Source organism: Kitasatospora sp. NPDC056181 (assembly GCF_042266225.1).
GTDB lineage: Bacteria > Actinomycetota > Actinomycetes > Streptomycetales > Streptomycetaceae > Kitasatospora.
The window spans coordinates 87,153-103,895 of the sequence record NZ_JBHJUK010000006.1 but is presented as its reverse complement, the minus strand read 5'-3'; the positions used below and the strand labels follow the sequence as shown (position 1 = coordinate 103,895).

15 protein-coding genes are annotated in these 16,743 nt (G+C 72.8%); 7 read left to right on the top strand and 8 right to left on the bottom strand.

The genetic code is table 11. The annotated features are described in order from the left end of the window. Positions 1–5: 5 nt before the first annotated feature. The 3 genes from ACFC1F_RS04825 to ACFC1F_RS04815 form a co-directional block, all read right to left on the bottom strand. Positions 6–2,381: an aerobic carbon-monoxide dehydrogenase large subunit gene (locus ACFC1F_RS04825; protein WP_376155686.1), complete on the bottom strand. Its 2,376-nt coding sequence runs from the start codon at positions 2,379–2,381 to the stop codon at positions 6–8. Beyond that, positions 2,378–2,881 (bottom strand): (2Fe-2S)-binding protein, encoded by a 504-nt coding sequence (locus ACFC1F_RS04820; protein WP_209414920.1) that lies wholly within the window; start codon positions 2,879–2,881, stop codon positions 2,378–2,380. The genes ACFC1F_RS04825 and ACFC1F_RS04820 overlap by 4 nt, the downstream gene beginning before the upstream one ends. Before the next feature lie 62 nt (positions 2,882–2,943). Then, on the bottom strand, positions 2,944–3,825 hold the full coding sequence (locus ACFC1F_RS04815; protein WP_209414921.1) for a xanthine dehydrogenase family protein subunit M: 882 nt from the start codon (positions 3,823–3,825) through the stop codon (positions 2,944–2,946). A 173-nt stretch (positions 3,826–3,998) separates the two neighbouring features. Between ACFC1F_RS04815 and ACFC1F_RS04810 the strand changes: the two genes are divergently transcribed. From ACFC1F_RS04810 to ACFC1F_RS04800, 3 genes are all read left to right on the top strand, one after another. Next, a complete protein-coding gene (locus ACFC1F_RS04810) occupies positions 3,999–5,006 on the top strand; it encodes a LysR family transcriptional regulator (protein ID WP_376155683.1) in 1,008 nt (335 codons plus the stop codon). A 109-nt stretch (positions 5,007–5,115) separates the two neighbouring features. Next, a complete protein-coding gene (locus ACFC1F_RS04805; protein WP_376155682.1) occupies positions 5,116–5,835 on the top strand; it encodes an SRPBCC family protein in 720 nt (239 codons plus the stop codon). Beyond that, positions 5,828–7,015: an XdhC family protein gene (locus ACFC1F_RS04800; RefSeq protein WP_376155681.1), complete on the top strand. Its 1,188-nt coding sequence runs from the start codon at positions 5,828–5,830 to the stop codon at positions 7,013–7,015. The genes ACFC1F_RS04805 and ACFC1F_RS04800 overlap by 8 nt, the downstream gene beginning before the upstream one ends. 132 nt (positions 7,016–7,147) lie before the next feature. Here ACFC1F_RS04800 and ACFC1F_RS04795 read toward each other — a convergent pair whose 3' ends face one another. Genes ACFC1F_RS04795 through ACFC1F_RS04785 form a run of 3 tightly spaced genes read right to left on the bottom strand, consistent with a single transcriptional unit; the run spans position 7,148 to position 8,964 of the window. After that, a complete protein-coding gene (locus ACFC1F_RS04795) occupies positions 7,148–7,594 on the bottom strand; it encodes a heme-binding protein (RefSeq protein ID WP_376155679.1) in 447 nt (148 codons plus the stop codon). A gap of 53 nt (positions 7,595–7,647) precedes the next feature. Next, complete coding sequence (locus ACFC1F_RS04790; protein ID WP_376155677.1) at positions 7,648–7,968, bottom strand: NIPSNAP family protein; 321 nt, start codon at positions 7,966–7,968, stop codon at positions 7,648–7,650. Positions 7,969–7,998: 30 nt separating this feature from the next. After that, entirely contained in the window at positions 7,999–8,964 is a 966-nt protein-coding gene (locus ACFC1F_RS04785) for an NADP-dependent oxidoreductase (RefSeq protein WP_376155744.1), read from the bottom strand. A gap of 126 nt (positions 8,965–9,090) precedes the next feature. On the opposite strand from ACFC1F_RS04785, the gene ACFC1F_RS04780 reads away from it, so the two are divergent. The 4 genes from ACFC1F_RS04780 (at position 9,091) to ACFC1F_RS04765 (ending at position 13,027) form a co-directional block, all read left to right on the top strand. Continuing rightward, a complete protein-coding gene (locus ACFC1F_RS04780) occupies positions 9,091–10,071 on the top strand; it encodes a GlxA family transcriptional regulator (protein ID WP_376155675.1) in 981 nt (326 codons plus the stop codon). Positions 10,072–10,314: 243 nt separating this feature from the next. After that, entirely contained in the window at positions 10,315–11,148 is an 834-nt protein-coding gene (locus ACFC1F_RS04775; protein ID WP_376155673.1) for a lysostaphin resistance A-like protein, read from the top strand. Next, positions 11,148–12,371 carry a sensor histidine kinase gene (locus tag ACFC1F_RS04770; RefSeq protein WP_376155742.1) on the top strand — a complete coding sequence of 408 codons (1,224 nt, stop codon included), beginning with the start codon at positions 11,148–11,150 and terminating at the stop codon, positions 12,369–12,371. Before ACFC1F_RS04775 ends, ACFC1F_RS04770 begins: the two co-directional genes overlap by 1 nt. Continuing rightward, entirely contained in the window at positions 12,368–13,027 is a 660-nt protein-coding gene (locus ACFC1F_RS04765) for a response regulator (RefSeq protein ID WP_376155672.1), read from the top strand. The genes ACFC1F_RS04770 and ACFC1F_RS04765 overlap by 4 nt, the downstream gene beginning before the upstream one ends. Positions 13,028–13,122: 95 nt before the next feature. On the opposite strand, the gene ACFC1F_RS04760 is transcribed toward ACFC1F_RS04765, so the two are convergent. Together ACFC1F_RS04760 and ACFC1F_RS04755 are read right to left on the bottom strand one after the other, a co-directional pair. Beyond that, a complete protein-coding gene (locus ACFC1F_RS04760) occupies positions 13,123–13,527 on the bottom strand; it encodes a hypothetical protein (RefSeq protein WP_376155670.1) in 405 nt (134 codons plus the stop codon). A 57-nt stretch (positions 13,528–13,584) separates the two neighbouring features. Next, a complete protein-coding gene (locus tag ACFC1F_RS04755) occupies positions 13,585–16,743 on the bottom strand; it encodes a BTAD domain-containing putative transcriptional regulator (RefSeq protein WP_376155669.1) in 3,159 nt (1,052 codons plus the stop codon).

Genomic DNA, 16,743 nt, shown 5'->3' with positions numbered 1-16,743 from the left:
CCCGCTCACTGCGGCGCCTCCACACCTCCGTGCATCGCCAGCCACACCCGCCCGGGGGTCAGCGGCATGTCGGCGTGCCGGACGCCGATGGCGTCCATGACCGCGTTGACGACCGCTGCGGGCGAGCCGACCGTCGCGGACTCGCCGACGCCCTTGGCTCCGATCGGGTGGTGCGGGGACGGTGTGACGGTGTAGCCGAGCTCCCAGGCCGGCACTTCCAGTGCGGTCGGCACGAGGTAGTCCATGAAGGAGCCGGACAGGCAGTTGCCGTCCTCGTCGAAGCTGATGATCTCGCTCAGCGCCATGCCGACGCCGTCGGCGAGGCCGCCGTGCACCTGCCCTTCGATGATCATCGGGTTGATCCGGGTGCCGCAGTCGTCGACCGCGACGAAGCGGCGCACCTTCACCACGCCGGTGCCCGGGTCGACGTCCACCACGCAGAGGTACGCGCCGTACGGGAAGGTGAGGTTGGGCGGGTTGTAGACCGTGGTGGCCTCCAGATGGCCCTCCACGCCCTCGGGCAGTTCCAGCACGCCGTGCGCGGCGAGCGCGATCTCCTGGATCGTCTTCGCGGCCGTCGGGTCGCCCCTGACGAACCAGCGGCCCTTCTCCCACTCCAGGTCTTCGGGGGAGACCTCCATCATGGCGCCGGCGATGATCCGTGCCTTGTCGCGGACCTTGCGGGCCACCACCGCCGCCGCGGCGCCCGAGACCGGAGTCGAGCGGCTGCCGTAGGTGCCGAGTCCGAAGGGCGTCTGGTCGGTGTCGCCGTGCACCACCTCGATGTCCTCCGGCGGGATGCCGAGCTCCTCGGCGACGATCTGGGCGAACGTCGTCTCGTGCCCCTGGCCCTGGCTCTGGACGCTGAGCCGCACCACCGCCTTGCCGGTCGGGTGCACCCGCAGCTCGCAGCCGTCGGCCATCCCGAGGCCGAGGATGTCCATGTGCTTGCGGGGCCCGGCGCCGACCGTCTCGGTGAAGAACGACAGCCCGATGCCCATCAGTTCGCCGCGCGCCCGGCGCTCGACCTGCTCGCGGCGCAGCGCGTCGTAGCCGGCCAGATCCAGCGTTTTGCGCAGGGTGGCCGGGTAGTCGCCCGAGTCGTACTCCCAGCCGGTCTTGCTCGGGTACGGGAACTGCTCGGGCCGGATCAGGTTCTTCATCCGCAACTCGGCCGGGTCGGTGTGCAGTTCGTCCGCCAGGCAGTCCACCAGTCGCTCGATCAGGAACGCCGCCTCGGTGACCCGGAACGAGCAGGCGTAGGCGACGCCGCCGGGCGCCTTGTTGGTGTAGACGCCGGTGACGGCGCAGTGGGCGGCCTCGATGTCGTACGAGCCGCTGAAGACGTGGAAGAAGCCGGCCGGGAACTTGCTGGGCTGGGCGGTCCCGTTGAACGCGCCGTGGTCGGCGATCACCGTGACCCGGACGCCGAGGATCCGCCCCTCGCGGGTCGCCGCGATCTCGCCGTTCATGTGGTAGTCGCGGGCGAAGCCGGTGCTCATCAGGTTCTCGGAGCGGTCCTCGACCCACTTGACCGGCTTCTTGGTGAGGATCGAGCCCACGACCGCGCACACGTAGCCGGGGTAGATGGGGACCTTGTTGCCGAAGCCGCCGCCGATGTCCGGGGAGATCACCCGGATCTTGTGCTCGGGCAGCCCGGCGACCATCGCGTACAGGGTGCGGTGGGCGTGCGGCGCCTGGGTGGTGGACCAGAGGGTGAGTTTGCCGTCGACCGGGTCCATGTCGGCCACGCAGCCGCAGGTCTCCAGCGGGGCCGGGTGCACGCGCGGGTAGAGCATGTTCTGGGCGACGACCAGCTCGGCGCGCGCGAACACCTCGTCGGTGGCCGCCTTGTCGCCCGCCTCCCAGTCGAAGATGCGGTTGTCGGTACGGCCCTCCTGGTCGTCCCGGATCACCGGCGTGTCGGCGTCCAGCGCGTGCCGCGCGTCGACCACCGGGGGCAGCGGCTCGTACTCGACGTCGATCAGCTCGATGGCGTCGCGTGCCGCGTAGTGGTCGTCGGCGACGACGAACGCCACCTCCTGGCCCTGGAAGCGCACCTTGTCGGTGGCCAGCACCGCCTGGGTGTCCATCGACAGGGTGGGCATCCAGGCCAGGCCCAGCCCCTCCAGGGTGGCACCGGTGATCACCGCCCGGACCTTCGGGTGCGACTCGGCCGCGGAGGTGTCGACGGACACGATCCGGGCGTGCGCCAGCGGGCTGCGCAGCACGGCGCCGTGCAGCATGCCGGGCAGTTGCACGTCGTCCACGTAGTGTCCCTTGCCGCGGACGAACCGCGGGTCCTCCTTGCGCTTCAGCCGCCCGTAGCCGATCGGGCGCTCCTCCGCGGGCGCCGACCCGGTTTCCTGAACGGCGGTCATGGCGTGCTCCCCGCGCTCGCATCGGCGGCGACGGTGGCCTCCGCCGGGTGGTGCGCGGCCCACCGGACCGCGCGGACGATGTTCAAGTAGCCGGTGCAACGGCACAGTTGGCCGGAGATCGCCTCGCGGATCTCCTGGTCGGTGGGGTCCGGATTGCGGTCCAGGAGCGCGCGGGCGGTCATCATCATCCCCGGCGTGCAGAATCCGCACTGCAACCCGTGCTGCTCGATGAACCCCTGCTGGACCGGGTCGAGGCCGTCCGCGGTCTCCAGGCTCTCCACGGTGCGCACCCGGTGTCCGGCCGCCATGGCCGCCAGCATCGTGCAGCTCTTGACCGGCTCGCCGTCGAACAGCACGACGCAGGTACCGCAGTTACTGGTGTCGCAGCCCCAGTGGGTGCCGGTGAGGCCCAGGTCGTCGCGGAGGAAGCGGACCAGCAGGTGCCGGGCCTCCACCTCGGCCGTGCGGTCCTCGCCGTTGACATTGATGGTGACCTGCATCGTGAGCGTCCTTTCCGGTCCTTTCCGGTTCGTTCAGATCCTTTCCGGTCCATTCCGTCCGTTCAGGCCGTGGTCGCGGCCTGCCGGGCCCGTTCGGCGGCCCGGCGAAGCGCGCGTTCGGTGAGCTCGCCGGCCAGGTGCCGCTTGTAGGCGGCGGTGCCGCGGGTGTCGGTGACCGGATCGCAGTCCTCGGCGGCGATCCGGCCGGCCTCGGCGAACGCCTCCTCGGACGGCTCGCGGCCGACCAGGCTCTCCTCGGCGCGCCGGTAGCCGACGGCCGACACGCCGACCGCCGCGAGCCCGACGCCGGCCGTCCCGATCCGCCCGTCCGCCAGCGACAGGGCGGTGCCGGCTGCCGCGATGGCCCAGTCCCCGGTCTTGCGCTCCACCTTCTCGTAGGCGCTGCCGGCGTTCGGCAGGATCGGCACGCGGATCTCGACCAGCATCTCGCCGAGCCCCACGTCCGTCTCGTACGGCCCTTGGTAGAAGTCCGCCATCGGCACCGAGCGCCGCCCGCCGTGGCCGAGCACGACCGCCACTGCCCGGACTGCCGCGCAGACCGCCGACAGGTCCTCCGCCGGGTCGGCCTGGCAGAGCGAGCCGCCGATGGTGCCCCGGTTGCGCACCGGCGGGTCGGCGATCACCCGTTCGGCGTCGTGGAAGATCGGGAGGAGCCGGCCGACCAGCTCGGACTCCAGCAGGCCGCGGTGGCGGGTGAGCGCGCCGATGCACAGCTCCGCGCCCTCCTGCCGCACGTAGTCCAGTTCACGCAGGTCGTTGATGTCGACCAGAAGCCCCGGACGGGCCAGGCGAAGCTTCATCATCGGCAGCAGACTGTGCCCGCCGGCGATGACCCTGGCCTCCTCACCGAACCGCTCCAGCAGGGCGAGAGCGTCGTCCACGCTCTCTGCCCGCCGGTACTCGAATGATGCGGGAACCTGCACGACGGCCTCCTGGTGCAGTGCCACTGGTGACGGCGGGCCCGCGGCAAGGACCGGACACCGCACGAGCGCACTGTCGCCCCGGCGGCCACCCGGGTCAACGGCGACTGAAGGGAATGCTTAAGAGCCGTCCACGGCTGACATACGGGGGTGGCCTGTTATCGCGGGAGGCGGCGATGACCCTCACACAGCTCAGGGCGTTCGTCGCGGTGGCCCGGCTCGGCTCGGTCAAGGCCGCGGCGATCTCCCTCGGGGTCAGCGAGCCCGCGGTCTCGGGCGCGGTCGCCGTGCTGCGCCGCGAGCTCGGCGACCGGCTCTTCGTCCGGGCGGCGGGCGGGATCACCCTGACGCCCGGCGGGCGGCGGCTGGCCGCGGGCGCGGCCGAGATCGTGGGCCTGGCCGAGGAGACCCGCCGGCAGGTCCGGCAGGCCGGCGCGGACAGCTCCTCCCTGCGGGTCGCCGCCACCGAGACGACCGCCGAGCAGATCGTTCCGCCGCTGCTGGAGGCCTTCGTCCGGCGGCACCCGGGCGTCGAGACCACCACCCTCGCGGTGCCGTCCACCGCGCTCGGCGAGCTGTTGTTGGACCGGCGCGCGGATGTCGCGATCAGCCCGGCCGCCGCCGAGCCCGGAGCGGTCGCCGCACCGCCGAGGCCGGACACTCTCGAACACATCCCGTTCCTCCGGATCCAGCTCGTGGTGGTTGCCTCGCCGCACCACGCCGGCGCCCGGCTGGACCGCGTCGGCGCGGCCCGGCTGCACCTGCCGATCGACCGGCTGTCCCGGGAGCACTGGCTGCTCGGCCCGGGCGGGCTCGACCCCGGGACGCCCGGCGGCGCCTTCCTGACGCGGCACGGCGTCGGCGACGCCGACGCGTCGATCTTCCCCAGCGCCAGCGCGGCGCTGGGCGCGGCCGTCGCCGGCGACGGGCTCTCGCTCGCCGTGCTCCACCTCGTCCGCGACGAGCTGCGCCACGGCACCCTCACCGTGGTCGCCGTGCCCGGCACCCCGGTCAACGGCGTGCTGCGAGCCGCCGCCCTGCACGGCGACCGGCGCTCACCGGCCGCGTCCGCGCTGTTCCGGTTCGTGACCACGCCCGCCGCCGTGCAGAGCCTGCTGGCACGGGCCACCGGCGTGCCGGTGGACCACTATCGGCCGACCGTCCGGGTGAGCCTGTGGAGCTGACCGGAGACGGCTCCGGCGGGAATCGCCGGGTGGCCGGTCGTCGTTGGAACGTACGTCGACGGCCGGAATTCGGGGAACCGGGCAGATCCGGGCAAGGAGGCCCGTCCACATGGAGTTCACCAACGAGTTCCGCGTGAGCCTGCCGATCGAAGCGGCCTGGGAGCTCTTCACCGACGTCGAGCGGATCGCGCCGTGCATGCCGGGGGCGCAGCTCACCGGGGTCGACGGCGACCGGTTCCACGGCACGGTCAAGGTGCGGGTCGGCGCGGTGACCGTGCAGTACCGGGGCACCGCCGCGTTCGACGAGTTGGACGAGGCGAACCACACCGTGCGGCTCACCGCCTCCGGACGCGACACACACGGCCAGGGCAACGCCGACGCGCACATCACCGCACGGCTGGCCCCGGACGGCGACGGCACCCGGGTGACCGTCGAGACCCGGCTCAGCATCACCGGGAAGGTGGCCCAGTTCGGCAAGGGCGTCATGACGGACATCAGCCGGAAGCTGCTGGGCCAGTTCACGGCCTGCCTGGAGGAGCGGCTGGCCGCCGAGCACGAGAGCGGGGGCGAGGCCGCGCCGGCCACGCAGCCGGCGGCCGAAGCCGCCGCCGAACCTGCCGCTGCCGAACCCGCCGCCGGGCCGGGCGCGCCCGTGGGGGAGCCGCAGGCCGCCTCGTCGGAGGGCGAGCCGCTGGACCTGCTCGCTGCGGCCCGCGGACCGGTGGCCAAGCGCTTGCTGCCGATCGTCCTCGCCGGGTTGATCCTGCTCGGGGTCGCGCGTCGGCTGCGTGGGGCCCGCCGGCGTCCGCAAGGGGGGCACCGTGCGTGACATCCTGGACGAGGTGTACCCGTGGTACCGCGCGGGCGAGAGCTTCGGGCTCGCCACCGTGGTCAGCACCTTCCGGAGCGCGCCCCGCCGGCCGGGTGCGGCGATGGCGGTTTCCGCCTCCGGCACCGTGGTCGGCAGCGTCTCGGGCGGCTGCGTCGAGGGCGCGGTGTACGAAGAGGCCGAGGAGGCCCGGATCTCGGGACGCCCGGTGCTGCGGTCGTACGGGGTGAGCGACGGCGACGCCTTCGAGGTGGGGCTGACCTGCGGCGGCACGATCCAGATCTTCGTCGAACCCGTGTCCAGTCGGACCTTCCCCGAACTGCCGGACGTGGTGACGTCGTTGAGCGCAGGCGAGCCCGTCGCGGTGGCCACCGTGGTGACCGGCCCGGGCGACGGCCCGGGCGCGCTCGGGAGCCGCCTGGTCGTCTGGCCGGACCGCGCCTGCGGCACCCTCGGCTCCGCCGTGCTGGACCGCGCGGTGGGGCTCGACGTCCGCGGCCTGCTCGAACACGGCACGACGGCGCTGCGCCACTATGACGCCGCGGGCCGCTGCCTGGACGGTGAGGAGTTCGCCGAGCTCGGCGAACTGTCCGTGTTCGTGGGGTCGTTCGTCCCACCGCCGCGCATGCTGGTGTTCGGTGCGATCGACTTCGCCGCCGCGGTAGCCGAGTTGGGGTCCTTCCTCGGCTACCGCGTCACGGTGTGCGACGCGCGGGAGGTGTTCGCCACCGCCTCCCGCTTTCCGCACGCGGACGAGGTCGTGGTGCGATGGCCGCACCAGTACCTGGCCGAGGAAGCCGCGGAGGGCCGGATCGACGGCCGTACGGTGGTGGCCGTCCTCACCCATGACCACAAGTTCGACGTGCCGCTGCTGGCTACCGCGCTGCGGTTGCCGCAACTGGCGTACGTCGGCGCGCTCGGCTCGCGCCGAACCCACCGCGACCGGCTGGCCCGTCTGCGCGAAGCCGGTCTGGAAGAACGGGAGTTGGCTCGGATGTCGGCCCCCGCCGGGCTGGACCTCGGTGCCCGCACGCCGCAGGAGACGGCAGTCTCCGTCGCCGCCGAGATCATCGCCGCCCGCTGGGGCGGCACCGGTCGGCCGCTCACCCGGACCGACGGCCCGATCCACACCGCCACCGCGGCCGACGAGCAGCCGCCGTCCCCGGTTGAGGCCGACTGAAGAGGCCGACTGAGGACGGGTCCGACCGCCTGTCGCATCACGCCGAAGGCGGAATGACAGCCCGCTCGACGGGCCGAGGGGTTCAGCGCAATTGGGCTGCAGCCGTCAGTGGACCCACACTCCGGTGGTCGGTCAGGGACCGGGCAGCTCGAACCCGAGAGCGGCCAGGGCCTCTTCGGCGGCCTGTTGGTCCTGCTCGTAGCTGCCGCCGGAGATGCCCAGCCCTCCGATGCACCGGCCGTTCTCGGTGATCGGGTAGCCGCCGCCGACGGCCGTCAGGCGAGGGTGGCCGGTCAGTGGTGCGACCCGCGGGTTGGCGAGGTGGTCGTTCCACGTATGGGTGGGGATGTGGAACGAGGCCGCAGTCCAGGCCTTGTCGAACGCGACCTCGGCGGTGAGGAAGGGCGCGTCGTCGGCCCGGTCGAATGCCTTCAGATGGCCTCCCTGGTCGGTGATGGCGATGGCCGGCGTGAAGCCGATCCGGGCAGCGGCGGTGCGAACCGCCGCGATGAGTGCCCCGGCGGCGGCCTGGGTGACCGACGAGGCGGGGGCCGACTTCCGCAGTGTGTCGGAGCTCATCAAGGTTTCCTTCGCTGGGGTGGGGGCGGTGGCGGGCAGCAGCCGCAGCCGGGTCATCGCAGGGGCGAAGCCGGGGTGGGGACCGCGTGGGTGACGACGGACTCCTCGGGGATCAGCAGGTCGTGGACGACCGGGCCGATCTCGTTCCTCCAGCGGTCGTGCTGGTAGACGGCCGCGTACAGGGCTTCGCTCCGGGCCTCGTCCTCGAAGCGGCGTATCCACACGTAGCCGTCCTCGTCCTGGGCGTCGACGAAGGAGGCGGTCACGTCCATGCCCAGTGAGGCCTGGAACGGGATGACCACGTCCTCCATGTAGCGCACCCACTCCTCGCGGCGTCCGGGCCGGGCCTGGTAGCGGCGGATCTCGTAGTACATGGTGCTCCTCCAAACTCCCCGCGGGGGCGGTCAGTCGGCGATGGTCAGGACGATCTTGCCGCGGGTGCGGCCGGCCTCGACGCGGGTGTGTGCCGTGCCGGCCCGCTCCAGCGGGAACGTCTCCTCCACCTCGACGTGGACTTCACCGGCGTCGATCAGGCCTGCGATCGTGGCCAGCGCCGCGCCGTCCGGCTCGACCAGGTACGGAGTGACCCGCACGCCGGCGGCCTCGGCGGCCTGGGCCAGCTCCGGGGAGACACCGGCAGGGACGGCCACCAGCAGGCCGCCCGGGCGCAGGACCTTCAGCGAGCGGGTGCTGGTCCGGTCATGTGCGTCGCCCACCAGGTCGATGACGACGTCGACGTCGTGGGCGACGTCCTCGAAGCGGGTGGTGGTGTAGTCGATGGTCTCGTCGGCGCCGAGTTCCTCGAGCCAGCGGTGGCGTGCGTCGCTGGCGACGGCGATCACGTGGGCGCCCAGGTGCCGGGCGAACTGGACCGCGAAGTGGCCCACTCCGCCGGCGGCGGCCGTGACCAGGACGCGCTGGCCGGCCTGCACGCGGGCGGTGTCGACCACGGTCTGCCAGGCGGTCAGCGCCGCCAGCGGCACGGCGGCCGCGTGCGTGTGGTCGATGGTGGCCGGCTTGCGGGCCCACTGGCGGGCCGGAGCGGTCACGTACTCGGCGTAGGCGTTCGCGGCGCGCGGGAACCACGGCATCCCGTACACCTCGTCGCCGGGCGCGAGCGTGGTGACGCCGAAGCCGACCTCCTCGACGACGCCGGAGACGTCCCAACCCAGGGTCAGTGGGAACGTCTGCAGTCCCGCCATGCCCTGCCCTTCGCGGGTCTTCCAGTCCACCGGGTTGACGCCGGCGGCGTGCACACGTACCAGCACCTCGGTCGGCAGCGGCTCGGGGCGCACGACCTCCTCGACGGTCAGCACCTCCGGCCCGCCGAACTCCCTGACGGTGACAGCCCGCATGGTGCGCTCGCTCATGTTGTCCTCGCTCATGTCCGTCCCGATCTCTTCCGTCGGAACCGCGGTCCCGACGGAAGAAAGACTGGCGTGTGCTCGCGGACGCGGGTGAGTGGCCGGGGAGCCACCTGTCGTACCATTCCGGCCATGCCGCATCGTGTTGCCGTTCTCGCCCTCGACGGAGTCCTGCCGCTGGACCTGGGCATCCCGGCCCGGGTGTTCAACGAGGCCTGTGAACCGGACGGGACCCGCCTGTACTCCGTCAGTACCTGCTCCCTCGGAGGCCGACCGGTCCGCACGCACGAGGACTACCGGATCGTCGTCGACCACGACGAGTCGGTGCTGGAGACCGCGGACACCGTCGTACTCGCCACGCAGGAGCCCGGCGAGCACCTGCTCGCGACCGGCACGCTCCCCGAGGAACTCGCCGCGGCTCTGGACCGGATAGGGCCGCGGACCCGCATCGTCAGCCTGTGCACCTCGGCCTTCCTGCTCGCGGCGGCCGGTCTGCTGGACGGTCGGCGAGCCACCACGCACTGGGCGCTGTGTGACGCGCTGGCACGGCTGTTCCCCGACGTCGAGGTCGATCCGGACGTGCTGTTCGTCGACAACGGACGCATCCTGACGTCCGCCGGCGGAGCGGCCGGCATCGACCTGTGCCTGCACCTGGTCCGTCTGGATCACGGGGCGGCGGTGGCCTCGGCCGCCGCGCGGCGCTGCGTGGTGGCGCCGTGGCGCGAGGGCGGGCAGGCACAGTTCATCGAGCACCCGGTCCCGCAGGACACCGACTACTCCACGTCGGCGACGCGGCAGTGGGCAGTGGAGCGGCTGGCCGAGCCGGTCACACTGGAGGACATGGCCCGGCACGCTCACATGAGCGTGCGCACCTTCACCCGGCGGTTCCGCAGCGAGGTGGGCTGCAGCCCGCTGAAGTGGCTGGCGCAGCGGCGGCTGGCGCACGCGCGCCTCCTGCTGGAGTCCACCGACCTGACCGTCGCGCGGGTCGCCGCTGTCTGCGGCTTCGGCGACGCCGTCGCCCTGCGCAAGCACTTCCACACGTATGTGGGCCTGTCACCACTGGCCTACCGTCGCGCTCACCGTGCACGGGAACCCATGACGGCACAGTGACCGCCAAGCCGCTGCAGCCGGCACCGCGGCCTGCTCTGCGCCGTGACCGGAGCCTCCCCGCAGCCGCACAGGCTCGCACCCCGGGAGGAGCGGCTGGGTTCTGTCCCCCGTGAGAGCTACGTCCAGGTGTCCCCCGTGAGGTGACGATTCCTGATCACCGTTTCCCTAGCGTTCAGTTCAGCCGCGGCGCCGTGGTCGCGGACCGGACAAGGAACCGGAAACGGAACCGAGGAAAGAGTCGTCATGAAACTGGTGTGGCAGATCCTGGCCGTGGTCCTGGCCGGTGCGGTCGGCGGTCAAGGTGTCGTCGCGGTCCAGGACAACCCGTGGCTCTCGCTCCTCTCGGGCAGCTTGACGGCCGTGCTCTCGGTGCTCGTCTACCGATGGGTCGTGGGGCGTACCGAGCGGCGCCCCGTCACGGAACTGGCCCGGGAGGGAGCGCCCGGGTCGCTCCTGCGGGGCCTGGTGATCGGGGTCGCGATGTTCGGATCCGTCCTTGCGAACATCTACTTCCTCGGGGACTACCAGGTCCACGGCTTCGGCTCGCCGACCGGCGCGATCGGGCTGGTCGGCTTCATGGCGGGCGCCGCCGTCACGGAGGAACTGATGTTCCGCGGCCTGCTCTTCCGGCTCGTGGAGCGCGGCCTCGGAACGTACGTCGCGCTGGCCCTGTCCGGCACCGTGTTCGGTGCGTTCCACCTGCTCAACAAGGACGCCACCCTGCTGGGCGGCGTCGCCATCGCCATCGAGGCCGGCGGCATGCTCGCCGCCGCGTACGCCGCCACCCGCTCCCTGTGGCTGCCGATCGGCCTGCACTTCGGCTGGAACTTCGCGGAGTCCGGCATCTTCGGCACCGAGGTCTCGGGCAACGGCGACACGCACGGACTGCTGGACGCCTCGACGTCGGGGGCCAAGCTGATCACCGGCGGTGAGTTCGGCCCGGAGGCCAGCGTGTACGCGATGCTCTTCGGCGCGCTGCTCACCGTCGTCTTCCTGCGGCTGGCCCGTCGGCGCGGCCACGTCGTCCCCCGCCGGCGTGCCGAGCGCGTCGACGCCCTCGCTACACTCGCCCGGTGATGAGCCTTCAGGGGGCCGGTCAGGTGTGGCGCCGGCTCGACGTCACCCTCCGCGACCTCCCTCTCGGGACACTGTTCCTGGTCGCGTCGTTCCTGCCGGGACTGCGCGGCCACGGGACGCAGGTCGGGGACCTGCCGACCCGCCCCTTCGACGCGCCGGCCGTCGTGGCCCTCGCGCTCGAATGTCTCTCCCTCGTGGTGCGCCGGCGGTGGCCGGTCGTCTGTCTCGCGCTGGTGGCGTGCGGCTTCGCCCTTGACCAGTTGTGCGGCTACCACTCGGCCGCCGGGACCACCCTGCCCGTCGCGCTGATCAGTGCCGGCTTCCATTTGGAACAGCGCCGGCGCACCACCGTGGTCCTTCTGTCCGTGGCGTACGTGCCGCTGGCGATCGCGCTTGCCCGGCTCGGTTCGGGCGGCGAGACGGCGACGGAGTTCGTGACGTTCTACCTGGCGCTCGCCCTGGCCTGGGGAGCCGGGGCGTGGCTGCGTTCCGCACGGGCCGCGGAGTCCGCACGCCGCGAGCGTGTGGCGGCCGAGACCCGTACGGCCGAACGCAGCCGCATCGCCCGCGAGTTGCACGACGTGGTGACCCACCACGTGACCGCGATGGTCGTCCAGGCCGAAGCCGCCCGCTACCTGACCGCCGCACCCGAGCGGCTGGAGCAGTCCCTCACCGCCGTCAGCGACACCGGCCGCCGCGCCCTCACCGACCTGCGTCACCTGCTGGACCTGCTCAACCCCGGTCACGGCACCGGCTTCGACACCGACCACGGCACCGACCACGGCACCGACCACGGCGTCGGCCCGGCGGAGGCCAGGCAGGCCAGGACACCGGCCGTCGGCAGGCTCCTCACGCTCGTCGAGCAGACCCGCCGGGCCGGACAGCCCGTGGACTTCACCGAGCGGGGCACACCTCCGGCATCCGCCGGCAGCGCCGACCTCGTCGCCTACCGGGTGGTGCAGGAAGCACTGACCAACGCCCTCAAGTACGCTCACGGCAGCCGCACTTCCGTGCACGTTCAGCGCGGCGAGAGGGAGATCACCGTGGAGGTCAGCACGGACGGAACCGGCTCACGCGTCACCGCCGTCGCCGCCGGCAGCGGACGGGGCCTGGCGGGCCTGCGCGAGCGCGTCGACGTTCTGGGCGGCGACTTCAGCGTCGGCCGCGGCCCGGACGGCGGCTTCACCGTCCGGGCACGCATTCCCGCCGACGGCACCTCGTGAGCGCACCGATCCGGGTCCTGGTCTGCGACGACCAGATGCTGGTCCGCACCGGCCTGGTCACCATCATTGGTGCCCAGCCCGACATGGAGGTGGCGGGCGAGTGCGGAGACGGACGGACCGGGGTCGACCTCGCCCGCAAGGTACGACCCGACGTCGTCGTGATGGACATCCGCATGCCGGTCCTCGACGGCCTCGAAGCCACCCGCCTGCTGGCCGGCGCCGGAGTGCCCCACCCCGTCAAAGTCCTCGTGGTGACCACGTTCAACCTGGACGAATACGTCTACGAGGCACTGCGCGCCGGCGCCGGCGGCTTCCTCCTCAAGGACGCCCCTCCGGACCGACTGCTCCACGGCATCCGGACCGTGGCCACCGGCGCGGCCCTCCTCGACCCCGACGTGACACGCCGCCTCGTCGGGCGCTACGCCGCCCGAATCCGCCCCGCCGAGAAGACCCACCGGGACATCCCGCTCACTCCTCGCGAACTGGAGGTTCTCCGTCTCATCGCCGACGGCCTCTCCAACAGCGAGATCGCCGCAATCCTCATCATCAGCCAGGAGACCGTCAAGACCTTCGTCTCCCGCATCCTCACCAAACTTCAACTCCGCGACCGGGTCCAGGCCGTCATCTATGCCTACCGCCACGGCCTGGTCACCTGACCGGGCGTCCCGCCCCCGTGGGTGTCGGGAGCGGGACGCGGTGCGGGCTCAGGGCCCACGGGGGTAGCGGGCCGTGTCACCTCACACCCGGTGGCTCAGTACCAGAGGTCGGGGCTGAGCTGGTAGTCGTAGCCGCTGCCGGGCTGCCAGTAGAAGCGGGCCTCGGCCTTGTAGTCGTGGCCCGGGGTCGGGTTGGTGAGGGTGTAGGTGTAGGAGTACTGGCCGGAGCGGCAGGGGAACGAGGTGGAGATCGCCTGGCTGCCGGTGGTGTAGTCCCAGATGATGATCTGCTCGGTGCAGTTGTTCGTGGCGAAGTTGGTGGTCACCTGCGCCGACACCTGGCCGCCGCCGGCGCTGATGCAGGTCTGCTTCCACCCCGGGCCGGCGCAGCCGCCGCCGCTCGATGCCGAAGCCGTCCCGGCACCGGTCAGTGCGATCCCGCCGGCGAGCGCGGTGGTGGCCAGGCCCAGGACGACCCGGCGGATTCCCTTGACGGGCATGTGCATTCCCTCCCTACTGGCCCGGTCGGGTTGACCGGGGCACGACATGAGGCTCGGTCATGGCGATGGACATTCGATGAGCACGCCGAGCAGCTGCTCGGTCTCGGCCGCGTCGGCGTCGAGGTCCAGCCGCCGGAAGTGCTCGCGTGCCTGTCCGAGGCAGGCACGCGCCCGGCTGCGGTGGCCCAGGTCGGCGAGGGCCTGGCCGAGAGTGCGCAGCACGGTGCCCTCCAGCATCCCGCCGACGCAGTGGGCCTGCGGAAGTGCCTCCTCGGCGGCCCGGACGGCGGCCGTCGGCCGCCCGGCCGAGAGGTGGATCCGGGCGATCAGGCCGCCGGTCGCGGCATGGAAGGCGGGCATGCCGAAGGAACGGAATCGGGCCAGGGCGCCTTCCGCCCGTTCCAGAGCCCGCGCGAGGTCGCCGCAGGGGTGGAGGATCCGGGCCAGGTAGTAGCTTCCGACGGACGAGGAGATGGACACCTCACCACCGGTCAGCTCGGCACACCGCTCGCCGGCCGCGCGGGCCCGGGCGAGGTGGCCGCACCTGGCGTGGTTGTACCCGAGCTCGCCGAGGGCGAGGCCCTCGGCGGTCTCGTCGTCGAGCTGGTGGAACAGCGACGACGCCTCTTCGAGCGGACCGATCGCCGCCTCGAAGTCGCCCAGCACCCGCGCGTTCGCCCCGAGCAGTTGGAGGACGTTGGCGCGCAGTCGGCGCAGCGCCGCCCCCGCGCACAGTGGCAGGCAGCGGCGGAGCTCCTCGCCCGCCGCCGCGTAGGAGCCGGCGTGCCAGAGCATGCTGCCACGGACGGAGCGGGCGAGCGCCTCGGCGTCCCGTTCGCCGCGGGCCGGCGCGGCTTCGGCGACCCGGGCCGCCAGGTCACCGACCGTGGTCGCGTAGTCGCGGCCGAACAGGATCGAGCCCATCTTGTCCGTCAGGTCGGCGGCCTGGGCGAGCGGCAGGGCCGGGTCCTGGCAGGCCCGGCGGATCACGGCCTGGTGGAGTTCGGTCTGGTCGCGCAGCCAGGCGGTGGCGTCCTCCACCGTGTCGAAGGTCCTCCCGGGCGCGGCGGTTTCCGCCGTGATCAGGCTGCGACGGGTGTGCTCGACGTGGTGGGCGGTCGCCTCGGCGTTGCGGGCGGTGGCCAGACAGGAGGCGAGCAGCCGGGCGTACGCGGCCGAGACCTCTGCCGGGTCGTCCTCGTCGGCGCCGCGCCGACGGGCGAAGACCCGCAGCAGGTCGTGGAGCCCGTACCGGTCGGCGGCCGGCGAGTTCAGCAGGTTCAGGTCGACCAGGGTCTCCAGGAGCTCGCGGGTGCGCTCCGGGACGCGGTCGAGCAGTGCTGCGGCCGGGCCCAGGCCGAGCACGGCCGTGTCCGGGAGGGCGAGCAGTCGCAAGGCGCGGGCCCGTTCGCTGTCGAGCCGGGCGTAGGAGAGCGCCAGGACGGGCTCCACCGCCGTGTGGTGATGGGCGAGTTCGGCGAGTCGGGTCTGCTCGTCGGCCAGGGCGGAGGCCAGGCCGGCCAGGGACTGCGCAGGGTCGGCGGCCAGCCGGGAGCCGGCCACCCGTACGGCCAACGGCAGCAGGCCGCAGGCCGTGACGATCGCGGTGGCGGCCTCGGGCTCGGCCTCGGTCCGGGCGCGGCCGGCGGCGGTGGCGAGCAGGTCCAGCGCCTCGGCCGGCTCCATCGCGTCGAGGTGGAGGTGGTGGGCGCCCGGGAGGCCGGTCAGCCAGACTCGGCTGGTGACCACGACTGCGCAGGTCCGAGCACCGGGCAGCAGCGGGACGGTCTGCTCGACGGAGGCCGCGTCGTCGAGCAGCACCAGGAGGCGGCGGTCGGCCACGGTGGTGCGGTAGAGCGCGGCGCGCTCGGCCGGGTCCGCCGGGATCTCCCGGTCCGCGACGCCGAGCGAGGCCAGCAGCAGGCCGAGTGCCTCGGCCGGGTCGAGCGGGTCGGCCTGGGTGCCGCGCAGGTCCAGGTGCAGTCGGCCGTCGGGGAACCGCGCGCGCAGGACGTGGGCGACGTGCACGGCCAGACCGGTCTTTCCGGAACCACCGATTCCGTTGACCGCCGAGATGACCACGGCGCCCGGGTGGGGCCGGGTGAGCACGGCGGTCAGCTCTGCAACGGCGCTCTGCCGGCCGGTGAAGTCGACCAGGGGAGTGGGAAGTTGTTCCGGGACCGGCGAGCTGTTGGAGTCCGTCCCCCGGTCGGGAACCGGCCGGCCGGGAGCAGCGGCCGAACGGCCCACGGGGCGGGTCGCCGTGCCGAGGGTGGGATCGGCGCGCTGAATCCGCGTGTGCAGTGCATCGAGCTCCGGGCAGTCCAGCCCCTCGGTGCGGTAGTCGCGCCGGGCATCGGCGTACACGGCCCGCGCCTCGGCCGGGCGGTCCGCCAGGTGGTACTCCAGCATCAGCAGGGCGCGAAACCGCTCGCGGAACGGGTGGGCGAACACGGCCTGATCGAGCTCGACCAGGCAGGACGGGTTGTCCCCCAGGTCGACGTCGAGGGCGAGCTTCGCCTCCAGTACCGCCACCCGGCGTTCGGCCAGGTGGCGGCGCAGCTCGACGGCATGGCCGCCGGGCAGTCCGGCCAGCGGCTCGCCCTCGTGCAGGGTCAGCGCCCGGGTCAACAGGTCGCGGGCCCGCGGCCGGTCGGTGGCGGGGTCCTCCGCCTGCGCGACGAGGCGGTCGAAGACGACGGAGTCCAGCGACTCGGCGGGGACGTCGAGGCGGTAGCCGCCGTCGACGGTGACCAGGAGGTGTGCGGCGTGGTGGTCGCGCAGCGCGCGACGCAGCCGGTAGGCGTGAGTGGCCAGGACGGACTTGGGCCGGGTCGGCGGGTGGTCCTCGTCGAAGATGCCCTCGGCGAGGCGGGCGGCGGTCAGCGGCCGGCCAGGGTGGGCGAGCAGCATGGCGAGAAAGGCCTGCTGTTGGCTGCGGCCAAGGTCGAGGCGGCGGTCGCCGACCCGGGCGGTGAGCGGGCCGAGCAGGTGGAAGCGCAGGTCCGGCGTGCTGGTGGGTGTGCGTTCGGTGGCGGGTACGGGCTCGGTGGCGATGACGGTTCTCCCGGCGGCTCGTCGGGCCCCGGGTTGGACGGCGCGCCGGGGCTGGTGGATGGCGGGGCGCGTGGGGGATTCGCAGCGGGCTGGGGACTGGGGACTGAGGGTTGAGGGCTGGGGGCTGAGGGCTGGGGACTGGGCCGGGCGCCGGGGCAC